Annotated in this window: 10 protein-coding genes; 9 read left to right on the forward strand and 1 reads right to left on the reverse strand. The window is 71.5% G+C overall.

Annotation, left to right across the window (positions count from 1 at the left end; all coding sequences use genetic code 11):
- From ACFE76_RS20005 to ACFE76_RS20020, 4 genes are all read left to right on the forward strand, one after another.
- A partial coding sequence (locus ACFE76_RS20005) for an adenosylhomocysteinase (RefSeq protein WP_375433545.1) occupies positions 1–496 on the forward strand: 496 nt, incomplete at its 5' end.
- Between the two features lie 112 nt (positions 497–608).
- Complete coding sequence (locus tag ACFE76_RS20010) at positions 609–3953, forward strand: DUF2126 domain-containing protein (RefSeq protein WP_375433546.1); 3345 nt, start codon at positions 609–611, stop codon at positions 3951–3953.
- Positions 3950–6553 (forward strand): circularly permuted type 2 ATP-grasp protein, encoded by a 2604-nt coding sequence (locus ACFE76_RS20015; RefSeq protein ID WP_375433547.1) that lies wholly within the window; start codon positions 3950–3952, stop codon positions 6551–6553. Before ACFE76_RS20010 ends, ACFE76_RS20015 begins: the two co-directional genes overlap by 4 nt.
- Positions 6550–7443 (forward strand): transglutaminase N-terminal domain-containing protein, encoded by an 894-nt coding sequence (locus ACFE76_RS20020; protein WP_375433548.1) that lies wholly within the window; start codon positions 6550–6552, stop codon positions 7441–7443. Before ACFE76_RS20015 ends, ACFE76_RS20020 begins: the two co-directional genes overlap by 4 nt.
- Before the next feature lie 233 nt (positions 7444–7676).
- On the opposite strand, the gene ACFE76_RS20025 is transcribed toward ACFE76_RS20020, so the two are convergent.
- Positions 7677–7949, reverse strand: a complete 273-nt coding sequence (locus ACFE76_RS20025) for a DUF3039 domain-containing protein (RefSeq protein WP_375433549.1) — start codon at positions 7947–7949, stop codon at positions 7677–7679.
- 216 nt (positions 7950–8165) lie between these two features.
- On the opposite strand from ACFE76_RS20025, the gene ACFE76_RS20030 reads away from it, so the two are divergent.
- From ACFE76_RS20030 to ACFE76_RS20050, 5 genes are all read left to right on the forward strand, one after another.
- Positions 8166–9614, forward strand: a complete 1449-nt coding sequence (locus ACFE76_RS20030; protein ID WP_375433550.1) for an MFS transporter — start codon at positions 8166–8168, stop codon at positions 9612–9614.
- A 72-nt stretch (positions 9615–9686) separates the two neighbouring features.
- Positions 9687–11405: a DEAD/DEAH box helicase gene (locus tag ACFE76_RS20035; protein WP_375433554.1), complete on the forward strand. Its 1719-nt coding sequence runs from the start codon at positions 9687–9689 to the stop codon at positions 11403–11405.
- A 144-nt stretch (positions 11406–11549) separates the two neighbouring features.
- Positions 11550–12104, forward strand: a complete 555-nt coding sequence (locus ACFE76_RS20040; RefSeq protein WP_375433551.1) for a hypothetical protein — start codon at positions 11550–11552, stop codon at positions 12102–12104.
- A gap of 136 nt (positions 12105–12240) precedes the next feature.
- The gene (locus tag ACFE76_RS20045; protein WP_375433552.1) at positions 12241–13167 is read left to right on the forward strand and encodes a DUF2382 domain-containing protein; all 927 of its coding nucleotides are present in this window, start codon (positions 12241–12243) and stop codon (positions 13165–13167) included.
- 128 nt (positions 13168–13295) lie between these two features.
- Complete coding sequence (locus ACFE76_RS20050; RefSeq protein WP_375433553.1) at positions 13296–13928, forward strand: hypothetical protein; 633 nt, start codon at positions 13296–13298, stop codon at positions 13926–13928.
- The last annotated feature ends 252 nt before the right edge of the window (positions 13929–14180 follow it).

Raw genomic sequence — 14180 nt, forward strand, 5'->3', positions numbered from 1 at the left:
CACCGCCACCGGGTGCAGGGACGTCATCACCGCCGACCAGATGAGCCGGATGAAGCCGCAGGCCGTGGTGTCGAACATCGGCCACTTCGACAACGAGATCGACGTGGCCGGGCTGGCCCGGCGCGGCGACACGACCCGGGTGAACATCAAGCCGCAGGTCGACCAGTGGGTCTTCGACGCCGGCACCGACGACGAGCGTTCGGTGATCGTGTTGAGCGAGGGCCGGCTGATGAACCTCGGCAACGCCACCGGCCACCCGAGCTTTGTGATGAGCAACTCCTTCACCAACCAGGTGCTCGCCCAGATCGAGCTGTACACCAAGCCGGAGGAGTACCCGATCGGGGTGTACACCCTTCCCAAGCACCTTGACGAGGCGGTCGCCCGGCTGCACCTGGACGCGTTGGGGGTCAAGCTCACCGAGCTGAACGAGGCCCAGGCGGGCTATCTCGGCGTACCGGTGAGCGGCCCGTACAAGTCCGACCACTACCGTTACTGAACACTTCCCGACGCCATTGCCGAGCCGCCGCCGTACCTGACCCGGGGCACCGACGCCCGGGCAACGGTCGACGGCGGCTCGAGCCCGACCGAGCACCCGGGAGGCCGCCATCATGAGTACCAAGGTCGCGCTGGAACACCGCACCACCTACCACTTCGACCGGGCGATCGGCATCGGGCCGCACGTGATCCGGCTGCGGCCCGCCCCGCACTCGCGGACGCCGATCGACGCGTACTCGCTCACCATCGCCCCCGATGACCACTTTCTCAACTGGCAGCAGGACCCGTTCGGGAACTACCTGGCCCGGGTCGTGTTCCCGAACCCGGCCGCGGTGCTCGACATCACCGTCGCCCTGGTCGCCGACCTCGGCGTGATCAACCCGTTCGACTTCTTCATGGAGCCGTACGCCGAGACGTACCCGTTCAGCTACGCCCCCGACCTGGCCGCCGACCTGGCGCCGTACCTGGCCGGTGCGTTCGGGCCGCCTGACCCTGCCTTCGCGTCCTGGTTGGACGGGCTGCCGGCCGCCACCGCCTCCGATCAGCCGATGATCGACTTCCTCGTCGGGCTCAACTCCGCGGTCTACCGCGACGTGGCCTACTCCGTCCGGATGGAGGAGGGCGTGCAGACCCCCGAGCAGACCCTGAGCCGCGCCATCGGCAGCTGTCGGGACTCGGCCTGGCTGCTGGTCAGCGCGCTGCGGCACTTCGGGCTGGCCGCCCGCTTCGTCTCCGGGTACCTCGTCCAGCTCGCCAGCGACCACCCCAGCGACGGCGGCCCGGCCGAGGACTTCACCGACCTGCACGCCTGGGCCGAGGTCTACGTCCCCGGGGCCGGCTGGATCGGCCTCGACCCCACCTCGGCGCTGTTCGCCAGCGAGGGCCACATCCCGCTCGCGGCGACGCCCAGCCCCTCCTCGGCGGCGGCGATCAGCGGGGTGACCGACCGTTCCGAGACCACGATGGAGTTCTCCAACACGGTCCGCCGGGCGCACGAGGACCCGCGGGTGACCAAGCCGTACACGCCGGCGCAGACCGACGCGCTGCAGCGGTTGGGCCACCAGGTCGACGAGCGGCTGGTCGCGGCCGGGCTCGAGCTGACCATGGGTGGCGAGCCGACGTTCGTCTCCCGGGACGACATGACGTCGGCGCAGTGGACCGTCGCTGCGGACGGCCCGGAAAAGCGCCGGCTGGCCAACGTGCTGGCCGCCAAGCTGGGCGCCCACTTCGGCCGCGGCGGGCTGGTGCAGCGCAGCCAGGGCAAGTGGTATCCGGGCGAGGCCCTGCCGCGCTGGCAGATCGCCCTGATCTGGCGGACCGACGGCGAACCGATCTGGGACGATCCGGCGCTGCTGAGCGACCCGTACGACGAGACGGCCGCGCTGCCCGACGCCGAACGGCGGGCCGCCGACCTGATGACCGCGATCAACGCCGCGTTCGGGCTGCCCGAGGGTCACCCGCAGCCGACGTACGAGGACCCGTTGGCCACCCTGGTCGCCGAGGTCCGGCAGCCGGTCGGACCCAAGCCGGGCTCCGACCCCGAGACCCCCGACCCCGAGAGCGGTGACCCGGCGCTGGTGACCGCCCTCGACGCCGCCGAGACCACGCCGACGGCCTGGGTGCTGCCGCTGGTCCCGTCCTGGTTCGGGGACGTCTGGGCGAGTGCGCGGTGGCGGACCCGGCGCGGCCGGATCGTGCTCGTGCCCGGGGACTCCCCGGCCGGGATGCGGCTGCCGCTCAGCTCGGTGTCGTGGGTCGACCCCGACTACGCCGGCGAAGAGGCCTACGACACCGCCGACGCTGCGCTGCCTGACCCGGACGAGGGCCTGCGGGCCGTGGTCGCCGACCCGAAAGAGGTCAAGCAGCGGTCCGCTCTGGTCGTGCAGGCGCGCGACGGTTTCGTACACGTCTTCCTGCCCCCGTTCGAGCAGCTCGACCGTTTCGTCGAGCTCGTCCGGCTGGTCGAGCAGTGTGCGGCCGCCACCGGCACGCCGGTCATCCTCGAGGGGTACGGGCCGCCGCCGGACCCGCGGATCAAGAACCTGAACGTCACCCCAGACCCTGGCGTGATCGAGGTCAACGTGCACCCGACCTCGAGCTGGGACGAGCTGAGCGAGCTCACCCACACCCTGTACGACCTGGCCCGGGACACCCGGCTGAGCACGGAGACGTTCGCGCTGGACGGCCGGCACTCCGGTACCGGCGGCGGCAGCCACCTGACCCTCGGCGGCCCCGAGCCGTCCCGCTCCCCGATGCTGCGCCGGCCCGACCTGCTGGTCAGCCTGCTCACCTTCTGGCAGCACCACCCGTCGCTGTCCTACCTGTTCTCCGGTCGCTTCGTCGGCCCGACCAGCCAGGCGCCGCGGGTCGACGAGGGCCGACCCGAGACCCTGTACGAGCTCGAGATCGCGTTCGCCGAGATCGAGCAGCTGGCCGAGGACGAGCGCCGGCCCTGGACCGTCGACCGGTCGCTGCGGCACCTGCTGACCGACATCACCGGCAACACCCACCGAGCCGAGTTCTGCGTCGACAAGATGTACAGCCCGGACTCCACCCGCGGCCGGCTCGGTCTGCTCGAGCTGCGCGGTTTCGAGATGGCGCCGCACGCCGACATGGCCCTGGTCCAGGCGCTGCTCGTCCGGGCGCTGGTCGTCCGCTTCGCGGAGGAGCCGTACGTGGCTCCGCTGGTGCGCTGGGGCACCACGCTGCACGAGCGGTTCCTGCTGCCGCACTTCGCGCTGGCCGACATCACCGAGGTGGTCACCGACCTGCGGGCGCACGGCCTCGCGTTCGACCTGTCCTGGCTGGCGCCCTACCGCGAGTTCCGCTTCCCGCGGATCGGGGCCACGACCGTCCCCACGGTCGGCGGCGGCGGTGCGGTCGAGCTCGAGCTGCGGCAGGCGATCGAGCCGTGGCACGTGCTGGGGGAGGAGTCGACGTCTGGCGGCACCGCTCGCTACGTCGACTCCTCGACCGAGCGGATCCAGGTCGGCGTCACCGGGTTCGTCCCCGAGCGGCAGCTGCTGATCTGCAACGGACGACCGGTGCCGCTGGCCTCGACCGGCACCCCCGGGTCCTACGTCGCCGGGATCCGCTACAAGGCGTGGAAGCCGTGGTCGGCGCTGCACCCGACGCTCGACATCGACTCCCCGCTGCACGTGGAGATCGTCGACCGGTCGAGCCGGGTCGCGCTCGGTGGCGCCACGTACCACGTGGTCCACCCGGGCGGTCGCTCGTACGAGACGCCGCCGGTCAACGCCTCCGAGGCCGAGGCACGACGCGCCCGCCGCTTCGAGGCGGGTGGGTTCACCGCCGGCGAGATCGACGTCGACGCGCTGGACGCCGAGCTGGCGTGGCAGGCGTCGGGCCGGACCGACTACCCGCTGACGCTCGACCTGCGGCGCCGGCCGCGTCGCGGCGCCAGCCCGGGGCGGTCGTCTGAGCCTGGAGGGGCATGAGCGTCCTCGGCCGCTACCTCGCCACCGCCGGACAGACCGACGTGCTGAGCGCGGAGCCCGGGTTCGACGAGCTGGTCGGGTCCGACGGGACCCCTCGGCGTGGTTGGTCTGGTCTGCTCGAAGGCCTCGACTCCTTTGTCGACGCCGACCTCGGCCACGCGTCCCGTGAGGTGGCGCGGCTGCTGGAGGACGACAACGTCACCTACACCCCGAGCCCGAGCTCGACGATCTCGGTCGTGGACGAGGGGCCGGCCGAACAGCCGGCCGAGCTGGCGCAGCCGCGTCCCTGGCGGCTCGACCCGGTGCCGCTGGTCCTCGACGACCGCGAGTGGGCGACGCTGGAGGCGGGCGTCGTCCAGCGTACGGAACTGCTCGACGCCCTCCTCGCCGACCTCTACGGGCCCCGCCGGCTGCTCGCCTCGGGCGACCTGCCGGCCGCCGCCGTGTTCGACCATGAGGAGTACCTGCGGCCCGTCGTCGGCGCCGCCGCTCTCGCCGGCCAGCGGCTCTTCATGGTGGCCGCCGACCTCGGTCGTGACGCCGACGGCGGCTGGAAGGTGATGTCGGACCGCACCCAGGCCCCGTCCGGCGCCGGCTACGCCATGCAGAACCGCCGGGTCGTGTCCCGGGTGATGCCCGAGATCTACTCCTCCGCGCACCTGCACCGGCTGACCCCCTTCTTCCAGGCGATGCGGACCGCGCTGGTGGAGGCCGCCGCGCACGGGGTGGAAGACCCTCGGGTGGTCGTCCTCAGCCCGGGCCCGCACTCCGAGACCGCGTTCGACCAGGCGTTCGTCGCCAGTCTGCTGGGCTTCCCGCTGATCGAGGGCAGCGACCTGACCGTCCGGGGCGGGCAAGTCTGGCTGCGCGGGCTCGGCAAGCTCGAGCGGGTCGACGTCATCCTGCGCCGGGTCGACTCGGTCTGGACCGACCCGCTGGAGCTGCGGCCCGGGTCGAGGCTGGGCACCACCGGACTGCTCGAGTGCGTCCGGCAGGGCACGGTCAGCGTGGTCAACACCCTGGGCTCGGGCATCCTCGAAAACCCCGCGCTGCTGCCCTTCCTGCCCCGGCTCGCCGAGCTGCTGCTCGGCCAGCCGCTGCGGCTGCCGTCGGTCGACACCTGGTGGTGCGGCGACCCGGCCGCACGCTCGTACGTGCTGGACCACCTCGGCGAGCTCGTCATCCGGCCGATCAGCCGCGGACACGGTCGTAGCGTGCTGGGCGGCGCGCTGTCGGCGGCCCAGCGCGACCGGCTGGTGGCCCGGATCGAGCACGCGCCGCACCGCTTCGTCGGCCAGGAGGTGCTGCCGCTGTCGTCGGCCCCGACCGTGATCGGTGACCGGCTGGTGCCGCGGGACGTGGTGCTGCGGTCGTTCGCCGTCCGCAGCGGCCGGTCCTACACCGTCATGCTCGGGGGGCTGGCCCGGGTGGCCGAGCACGGCGGCGCCCGTACGGGCCCGCTCGTCACCGCCGCCGACGGCGGTCTCGCCAAGGACGTCTGGGTGGTCAGCAGCGAACCGGTCGTCGCCGGCCGCGGGGTCGCGCCACGCCAGGCCGTGGGCTGGGTGGGTCCGGCCGCTGCGCCTGTCGCTCCGGCCGCGATGGTGCCGCGGGTGCTGAGCGACCTCTTCTGGTTCGGCCGCTACGCCGAACGCGCCGAGGACCTGTTGCGCCTGGTGCTCGCGACCCGCACCCTGGCCATCGAGACCGACCTGGACGCCACCTCTGGCCGGGCGCTGGAGGTGCTGCAGCAGGCGGTCACCCACGTCAGCACCGCCTATCCCGGCTTCCTGGGGACGCCGCCCGAGCTGATGGCGGAGCTGCGGGCCATGCTGCTGGACCGGCACCGGTCCGGGACGGCGGCCCAGTCCCTGGCCGCGCTGTCGCTGGCGGCGCAGGGGGTGCGCGACCAGCTCTCCGAGGACGTCTGGATGGTGCTGGCCGAGATCGACCGCGCGCTCGCCGCGCTCGCGGCCAACCCGTACGACCAGGGACTTCAGCTCACCGACGCCAGCGAGCGGGTGCTGTCGGGGCTGTTGGCCCTCGCCGGCATCGTCAGTGAGAACATGGTCCGCGACCCCGGCTGGTACATGCTCGACTCGGGCCGCGGGCTCGAACGCGCACTGCAGGCGGTGGCGCTGCTGCGGGTGACGGTCACGACCTCCCAGTCGGCCGAGAGCGACCGGATGGTGTCGGAGGCCGTGCTGACGGCGGCCGAGTCGATCGTCACCTACCGGCGCCGCTACCGCGGTCGGTCCGGGGTGGACGCCGTGGTCGAGCTGCTCGTGGTCGACCAGCACAACCCGCGGTCGGTGGCCTACCAGCTGAGCCGGATCCGGACCGACCTGCAGGCCATCCCCACGACGTCCCCGACCGCCCGTCCGCTCCGGCTGCTCGAGGCGCTCGTCGACGACGTCCGGACGGCCGACCCGTCGGAGCTGACGGTGAGCGTCGACGGCCGTCGGGCTGGCCTCGAGGACTTTCTCGGTCGGCTTCACGACCAGCTGCGCGACCTGTCGGACGCCATCCGGACCCAGTACCAGCAGCAGGCGCCGACCCAGCAGCCGCTGTACCGTCCCGGCGGAGGGGCCGCCGCATGAGGACGTACCGGATCCAGCACACCACCACGTACACCTACGACTCCGACGTGACCGGCAGCTACGGCCAGTTCCACCTGACCCCGCGCGACCTGGAGTGGCAGCGCTGCCTCGACCACGAGATCACCATCGACCCGGCGCCGGCGGACCTGTTCGTGCACGAGGACCTGTACGGCAACGCCAAGTCCTACTTCCACGTCACCGAGCCGCACCGCCAGCTGGTGATCACCGCGGTCAGCCACGTCGAGGTGGGGCTGCGTCAGCCCGACCCTGACCAGCTGGCGCTGCCCTGGGAGCGTGCGCGTCCGCTCGACCAGCCGACCGATCCCGAAGCCTGGCTGGCGGCCGACTTCACCTATCCCTCGCCCTACGTCGAGGTGCCGCCGGGGATCGAGGACTACATCCGTGCCTCGTTCACCCCGGGCCGGCCGCTGGGGGAGTCGGTGGTCGAGCTGATGCACCGGGTACACGCCGACTTCACGTACAAGTTCGGGTCCACCTCGGTCAGCACGCCGGTCAGCACGCTGCTGCGGAACAAGATGGGCGTCTGCCAGGACTTCTCCCACTTCATGGTCTCGGGTCTGCGGTCGCTGGGGTTGGCCGGCCGCTACGTCAGCGGCTACCTCGCCACCCGGCCGCCGCCCGGCAAGCCGCGGCTCGTCGGCGCCGACGCGAGCCACGCCTGGGTCGGCTGCTGGGTTCCCGGCGCCGGCTGGCTCTACCTCGACCCCACCAACGACAAGGTGATCGACGATTCGCACGCGACCGTCGCCTTCGGCCGGGACTACGGCGACGTCCCTCCGGTGAAGGGCGTCATCTTCACCGAGTCGTCCAGCTCGACCATGAAGGTCTCGGTCGACATGGCCCCCGCCGACCCGCCCCTCGAGGGCTAACGGCCCGCCCGCGCGGACCGCACCCCCGCGCCGCCCCGGCGGGTCTCCCGGCCCCGGCCACCCCCTGACCGGTCACTTCACACACTGACGGGCGACCTCACACCCGCTGGAGGGGGCGCAAGGACGCCCGCGAGGCTGTGAAGTGGGGGCCGGGCTCCGCCCGGGGTAGTCGCGCGCTGGGGTGCAGGCGGGCAGGCGGACGGCTGGCGGCGGGGGTGGTGCTGGGGGAGGGGTCAGGACTCGTCGTCGTCGTCGCCGGACATGCCGGCCCAGATCTCCTGGCACTCGGGGCAGATCGGGAAGCGCTCGGGGTCGCGGCTGGGGACCCACACCTTGCCGCAGAGGGCCACCACCGGCGTACCGAGCACCATGGCCTCGGTGAGCTTTTCCTTGGGCACGTAGTGGGAGAAGCGCTCGTGGTCGCCCTCCTCGACCCGCAGGTCGGGGCGCTCGGCAACGCGCTCGTCGACGATGGTCTCGGCCCCGGGACTCAGTTGCTGGCTCACCCCGACAGTCTAGGGGGGTGGTGTCAACCGCCGACCTCCTGCGCGGCACCCGGGGACGCACCGGGCTGCGTTGCCGTCGTCGCGCAGAGAACACCGCTATCCGGCGCCTTGCCTGGCATCTGCTCGCTGCGGCCGCCGTTCGACACCACCTCTGGACCTGCATGTCCCCGTGAAACAGATTCGCGGTCGGCTGTGGAGAGGTGCTGAACTGAGGGGATGGCCAGCCCCGACACCGAGCGTCCCGGCAGCCCGGATCCCGGCGTGACCAGCAGTCCCGAGGCGGAGGTTCCAGCGCCGCAGACCCCGGTCGTCTCGCAGCGCCGGCTGGTGGTCGGGGTCTGTACGACGGTGGTCGCCATCGCGTTCGAGTCGATCGCGGTGGCCACGGCGATGCCGGTCGCCGCCGAGGAGCTGGACGGTCTGAGCTCCTACGCCTGGGCCTTCTCGCTGTTCCTGATCGGCAGCCTCTTCGCCACCGTGGTCGGCGGGCGGCTGGCCGACCGGATCGGGCCGGCGAAGCCGTTGATCAGCGGCCTGGCGATCTTTGCGGTCGGGCTGGTGGTCGCCGGTACGGCCACCACCATGACCCAGCTGATCATCGGTCGCCTGGTGCAGGGGCTCGGTGGCGGCGTGCTCAACGTGGCGATCTTCGTCTGCGTGGCCCAGGTGTTCAGCAGCATCCAGCGGCCGCGGGTGTTCAGCTACATCTCCACCGCCTGGGTGCTGCCGGCCTTCGTGGGACCGCCGGTGTCGGCCTGGCTGACCCACCAGCTGAGCTGGCACTGGGTCTTCTTCGCCGTCCTGCCGCTGGTGGCGATCGGCGGCGCGATGGTGCTGCCGACCGTGCTGCGGCTGATGCGCACCTTCACCCCGACCGAGCCGGAGCCAGGGGCCCGGCCGCCGGCCCCGCTGTGGGCCGCCGTGGTTGTCTCCCTCGCCGCGGCCGCACTGCAGCTCGCGGGTCAGCGCCTCGACCTCGTTGCGGTGGGGCTGCTGGTCGTCGGCCTCGCCGCGTTGCTGATCGGACTACCGCGGCTGATGCCGCCCGGCTTCCTGCGGCTGCCGCGCGGGATGTCACAGGTGATCATGGTCCGCGGCCTGCTGCCGGGCGCCTTCTTCGGCGGCGAGGCGTTCCTGCCGCTGATGCTGGTCCAGCAGCGTTCGGTGGCCCTGGTGCTCGCCGGCGCCACCCTGACCTTCGGTGCGGCCGGCTGGACGACGGGTTCCTGGATCCAGTCGCGGCCCTGGATCACGGTCCGCCGTGACCGGCTGGTCACCCTGGGCTGCCTCTCGGTGGCGTTCGGGCTGACCGCGGTCGGCCTGCTCGCCTTCGTGGCCCACGTCCCGTTCTGGGTGGTGGGCCTGGCCTGGATCTCGGCCGGGTTCGGGATGGGCCTGTCGGTCTCCAGCACCTCGCTGGCGGTGATGACCCTGTCGACGACGCAGGAGCAAGGCCGCAACGCCTCGTCGCTCAACCTCTTCGACGCGCTCGGTTCCAGCGTCTTCGTCGGCATCGCCGGCTCGATCTTCGCCGCCCTGCGCCCCAGCGGGAACCTGCCCGTGACCTTCGGCACGTTGCTGCTGACCATGGCGGGGGTGGCCCTGCTGGCTGCCGTGGCGTCGCTCCGGATCGGCGCTGTCCGCAACGAGTTCGCGGCCCGCTGACCGTACACTCGACCGGTGTCTGGCCAGCCTGAGCTCAGCAGCACCGGTGGTGAGCTTCTCACCACGACCGGTCTGCCACCGGCGTTCCCGGCCCGCGCGGCCTGGGGGACGGCCAAGAGCCTGCGCGCGTGGCAGTCGGCCGCGCTCAAGCAGTATCTCGACACCGACCCGCGCGACTTCCTCGCGGTGGCGACGCCGGGCGCGGGGAAGACCTCGTTCGCGCTGACCCTGGCGGCGAACCTGCTGGCCCGGCGCCAGATCGACCGGATCATCATCGTGGCGCCGACCGAGCACCTCAAGACGCAGTGGGCCGAGGCTGCGCACCGGATCAACCTGGCCATCGACCCGAGCTTCGGGGTCAAGCAGGGCCGGACCAGCCGCGACTTCGTCGGCATCGCCCTCACCTACGCCGGCGTGGCCAGCAATCCGTTGGCGCTGCGGATCCGCACCGAGGGCTTCAAGACCCTGGTCATCCTCGACGAGGTGCACCACGCCGGTGACGCGCTCAGCTGGGGGGAGTCCGTCAGGGAGGCGTTCGAACCCGCGGCGCGGCGGCTGATGCTCACCGGCACCCCCTTCCGCTCCGACACCAACCCCATCCCGTTCGTCCGCTACGAGCCGGACGGCGCGGGGGTGCTGCGCTCGCGGGCCGATTACGCGTACGGGTACGCGGAGGCGCTGGCCGACGGGATCGTCCGTCCGGTGCTGTTCCTGGCCTACTCGGGTGAGATGCAGTGGCGTACCAGCGCCGGTGACGAGGTTGCGGCCCGGCTGGGCGGGCCGATGACCAAGGACCTCGCGAGCCAGGCCCTGCGGACCGCGCTCGACCCGGCGGGCTCGTGGATGTCGGCCGTCCTCAAGGCCGCCGACACCCGGTTGACCGAGATCCGCAGCCACGTGCCGGACGCCGGAGGCCTGGTGATCGCTACCGACCAGACCGCCGCCCGCGCGTACGCCGAGCTGCTCCGGACGATCACCGGCCGCAAGCCCGTCCTGGTGCTCAGCGACGAGCCGCAGTCGAGCAGGAAGATCACCATGTTCGCCGACGGCGACGCACGCTGGATGGTGGCTGTGCGGATGGTGTCGGAGGGCGTCGACGTGCCGCGGTTGGCTGTCGGTGTCTACGCCACCTCAACCGCGACGCCCCTGTTCTTTGCCCAGGCGGTCGGCCGTTTCGTCCGGGCGAGGCACCGGGGCGAGAGCGCCTCGGTCTTCGTGCCCAGCGTGCCCAACCTGCTGCTCTACGCCTCCGAGATGGAGCGTGAGCGCGACCACGTGCTGCGGCCGCCCGCCGAGGGCGACGAGGCCGATCTGCTGGTGGCGGCCGAGCGCACCGAGAGCGAAGAGGACGTGCCTGAGGGCGTGTTCACCGCGCTGGGTAGCGAAGCCGACTTTGACCGGGTGGTCTTCGACGGCGGTGAGTTCGGCCTGACGACGCAGTCAGGCAGCGAGGAGGAGCAGGACTACCTCGGACTGCCGGGACTGCTCGAGCCCGACCAGGTCAAGGACCTGCTGCGCCGGCACCAGGCCAACCACCTCTCGCGCGGCCCGCAGACCGAGGACGGCGAAGCTGCGGTCCGCAGCACCCACGAGGAGCTGCGCACGCTGCGCAAGGAGCTGAACGGGCTGGTGGGCGCCTGGCACCACCGGACCGACCTGCCGCACGGCGTGATCCACAGCCAGCTCCGGACGGCTTGCGGAGGTCCGCCGACCGCGGTGGCCAGCGCGCACGAGCTGCAGGTGCGGATCGACCGGCTGCGGGAGTGGGCGGTCAGCGGCCGTCGGGACTGACCCGCACCTGGGCGGAGCCGAACGCCCGGGATTTTCAACCCCTGCCGAGGTGATACGTATCGCGCGCGGTGACGGCGTGCGTCTGTGTGAGTCTCTCGCCTGGGGGTAGTGGGACAGGTCCGAACAGTTCTCCCAAGGAGTTTCATGAAGACGAATGTCGTCTCTCGTTCACTGCACGACGTCGGTCTGGCCGCCTGGTTCGGTGGGACGCTCGCCAATGCCGTCGCACTCAACAAGGCCGCCGGGGCCACCTCGGACAGCCAGTCCGCCGGCGCGGTCACCAACGCCGGCTGGGACGCCTGGACGCCGGTCAACGCCGCGGCCGTCGGCGCCCACCTCGTCGGCTCGGTCGGCCAGCTGTCGGGCAACAAGTCCCGGATCTTCAGCCAGAAGGGTGTCGGGGCGATGTCGGTCGTCAAGACGATCGTGACCGCTGCGGCCGTCGGTGCGTCGGTCTACAGCCGTGTCCTCGGCCAGAAGATCTCCAAGCACGGTGACGTGCCGGTCGAGTCCGGTACGACGCCGAACGCCGCCACCCCGCCCGAGGTGGCCAAGGCGCAGGCGCAGCTCAAGCAGCTGCAGTGGGCCATCCCGGCCCTGACCGGCGTCCTGCTGGTGATCTCCAGCTTTGCCGGCGAGCAGCAGCGTACGACCTCGGTGCTCTCCGGGGTCACCGACAAGCTGGGCATCACGAGCTGACCTTGTCGACCGGTCCGGCTGCGACCACCCGTCAGGGGGTCGCGGCCAGCCCCCGACACGGGGGAGTATGGTCTTCAACGACGACGTTTACACCGTAAACCGACGGCCACCCAGTGTCGTCTCTAGGAGGAACCACATGAGCTTGACCACTGACCAGGCACGTTCGCTCGCCGGCTCCGGCGGCGACGTCTTGTCCAGCACGGGCGACAAGATCGGCACCATCGGGCAGATCTACCTCGACGACTCCACCGGTGACCCCAGCTGGATCACCGTGAAGACGGGCCTCTTCGGCACCAAGGAGTCCTTCGTCCCCCTCGAGGGCGCGAACGTGAGCGGCGACAACGTGACCGTCGCCTTCGACAAGGCCAAGATCTCCGACGCCCCGAAGGTCGACCCTGACGGGTCCCTCTCCCCGGCCGAAGAGGACCAGCTCTACGACTACTACGGCCTCGGCTCCGGCGTGACCACCGCGACCGACACCACGGTCGGCACCGACAGCACCGTGGGTGCGGGCTACGTGGAGAACGGCGCAGACGCTGACTACAGCGACACCGTGACGTCGACCACCGGCACCAGCTACGACGGCGGGGCTGATGGCGGCGCCGACGGTGGGGCCGACGGCGGGGCGGACTTCGCCAGTGACCGCGAGACGGTCGGCCACGACACCTCCGGCCCCACCACCGACGACGCCATGACGCGTTCGGAGGAGCAGGTCACGGTCGGTACGGCGGCCAAGGAGACCGGTCGCGCCCGGCTGCGCAAGTACGTCGTGACCGAGAACGTCACCCAGACGGTCCCGGTGAGCCACGAGGAGGTCCGGCTCGAGCGTGAGCCGATCACTGACGGCAACGTCGGCGACGCGACCGCTGGCCCGTCCATCAGCGAGGAGGAGCACGAAGTCGTCCTCCACGCCGAGGTCCCGGTCGTGCAGAAGGAGACCGTCCCGGTCGAGCGCGTCCGCCTCGACAAGGAAACGGTCACCGAGCAGGAGACCGTCACCGAAGAGGTCCGCAAGGAAGAGATCGAGCTCGCGGACGGCACCACCACGACCGATCGGCACTGACCTCTCGGCCTGTGCACCAAGGATTCTGCCGCCGTTCCCCATAGTCTGGGAACGGCGGCAGCTCCGCGTCTGGACCACGTGTGTGGCCCACGACGGCCCGGTCGCCGGACCACTTCGAAGGAGATCCCATGAGCAGTGCAGTCAACCCCAACCCCGGGACCGACGACCGCACCCGGCGTCATTCGCCGGTGACCGCCGGCAGCGGGACCGGACACCAGGATCTGGTGGCCCGGCAGAAGGAGCTGTTCGGCGGGATGAAGTTCGGCTGCTCCTTCTTCGGTTGGCTCACCGCCACCGGGATGGCCGTGCTGCTGACCGGACTGATCGCCGCGGGCGCCACTGCCCTCGGAACGAAAGGCATCTTCAACACCGCGACCGACGCCGAGAACATCCGGACCGTTGGGCTGGTGAGCGGGATCGTGCTGCTGGTCGTCGTCCTGATCGCCTACGTCGCCGGCGGCTACGTCGCCGCCCGGATGGCCCGCTTCTCCGGGCTCAAGCAAGGTCTGGGCGTGTGGTTGTGGGCAGTCATCTTCACGATCGTGATCGCCGTGATCGGCTTCTTCGCCGGCAACACCTCGGCGCTGATGAGCCGGGTCTCCGGCCTGCGGCTCCCCGTCAGCACCGGCTCCCTGACCGGCGGCACGATCGTCGCCGTGGTCGCCATCGCGCTGATCGCCCTGGTCGGAGCACTGCTCGGTGGTCTTGCCGGGATGCGCTACCACCGCCGGGTCGACCGGGCCAGCTTCGACGAGGCCTAGGCCGGCGGAGCCAGACACGGACCACTTCTGACCCAGCCGCCTCCGGGACGACGCTGAGGCGGCGTCGGGTCAGCTGGCCCTGGCGGGTCAGCGCAACCCTCGTGCTCAGCTCCGGGAATCATCGCTCGCTTACCGGCCGCCGATCAGAGTCTCCAGCGTGGCCCGGGCGCCACGCTCGTGCAGCGAGTGGAGTGCGTCCTGGTAGGGGGTGGTGAAGGCCGGTTCGTCGGCCAGGTCTCCGAAGAGGTCGCG

This window comes from uncultured Friedmanniella sp. (assembly GCF_964244005.1).
In the GTDB taxonomy this organism is placed as follows: Bacteria; Actinomycetota; Actinomycetes; order Propionibacteriales; family Propionibacteriaceae; genus Microlunatus.

Excerpts from the sequence above, each read along its gene's own strand:
- ACFE76_RS20050 (WP_375433553.1), top strand. The coding sequence starts at position 13,296 with ATGAGCAGTGCAGTCAACCCCAACCCCGGGACCGACGACCGCACCCGG.
- ACFE76_RS20030 (WP_375433550.1), top strand. The coding sequence starts at position 8,166 with ATGGCCAGCCCCGACACCGAGCGTCCCGGCAGCCCGGATCCCGGCGTG.
- ACFE76_RS20040 (WP_375433551.1), top strand. The coding sequence starts at position 11,550 with ATGAAGACGAATGTCGTCTCTCGTTCACTGCACGACGTCGGTCTGGCC.
- ACFE76_RS20020 (WP_375433548.1), top strand. The coding sequence starts at position 6,550 with ATGAGGACGTACCGGATCCAGCACACCACCACGTACACCTACGACTCC.
- ACFE76_RS20015 (WP_375433547.1), top strand. The coding sequence starts at position 3,950 with ATGAGCGTCCTCGGCCGCTACCTCGCCACCGCCGGACAGACCGACGTG.
- ACFE76_RS20045 (WP_375433552.1), top strand. The coding sequence starts at position 12,241 with ATGAGCTTGACCACTGACCAGGCACGTTCGCTCGCCGGCTCCGGCGGC.
- ACFE76_RS20010 (WP_375433546.1), top strand. The coding sequence starts at position 609 with ATGAGTACCAAGGTCGCGCTGGAACACCGCACCACCTACCACTTCGAC.